At 39.1% G+C, this 396-nt stretch carries 1 protein-coding gene; it reads left to right on the top strand.

The window, feature by feature from the left end:
- A partial coding sequence (locus AAGV28_RS15425) for a DUF7507 domain-containing protein (RefSeq protein ID WP_461782283.1) occupies window positions 1-396 on the top strand: 396 nt, incomplete at both ends.

Raw genomic sequence — 396 nt, 5'->3', positions numbered from 1 at the left:
TATTGCAATCACTAAAGATGGTACTTATGTAGATACTAATAATGATGGTAAAACTAATGTTGGGGATCAAATTACCTATGCCTTTGTAGTGAAAAACACAGGTAATGTAACTTTGACAAACGTAACAGTTACCGATAATAACGCTACTGTAACAGGTGGACCTATTGCAACTCTTGCTCCTGGAGCTTCGGATACAACTACTTTTACTGCTATTCATACCATCACTTTAGAGGATATCAATGCAGGAATTGTATACAACTTGGCTACAGCTACAGCGAAAGACCCGAAAGACAATCCGGTAACGGCAACTTCTACGGATCCTACGCCTTGTACGACTTGTCCAGTAAATCCTGAGTGTACTACTTGTACAACTACAGAATTGGATCAAAATCCTAG

This window comes from Flavobacterium zubiriense, assembly GCF_041729725.1.
GTDB classification, from domain to species: Bacteria; Bacteroidota; Bacteroidia; order Flavobacteriales; family Flavobacteriaceae; genus Flavobacterium; species Flavobacterium zubiriense.
The sequence above is the reverse complement of the archived record's forward strand: the minus strand, read 5'-3'. Positions and strand labels throughout refer to the sequence as shown.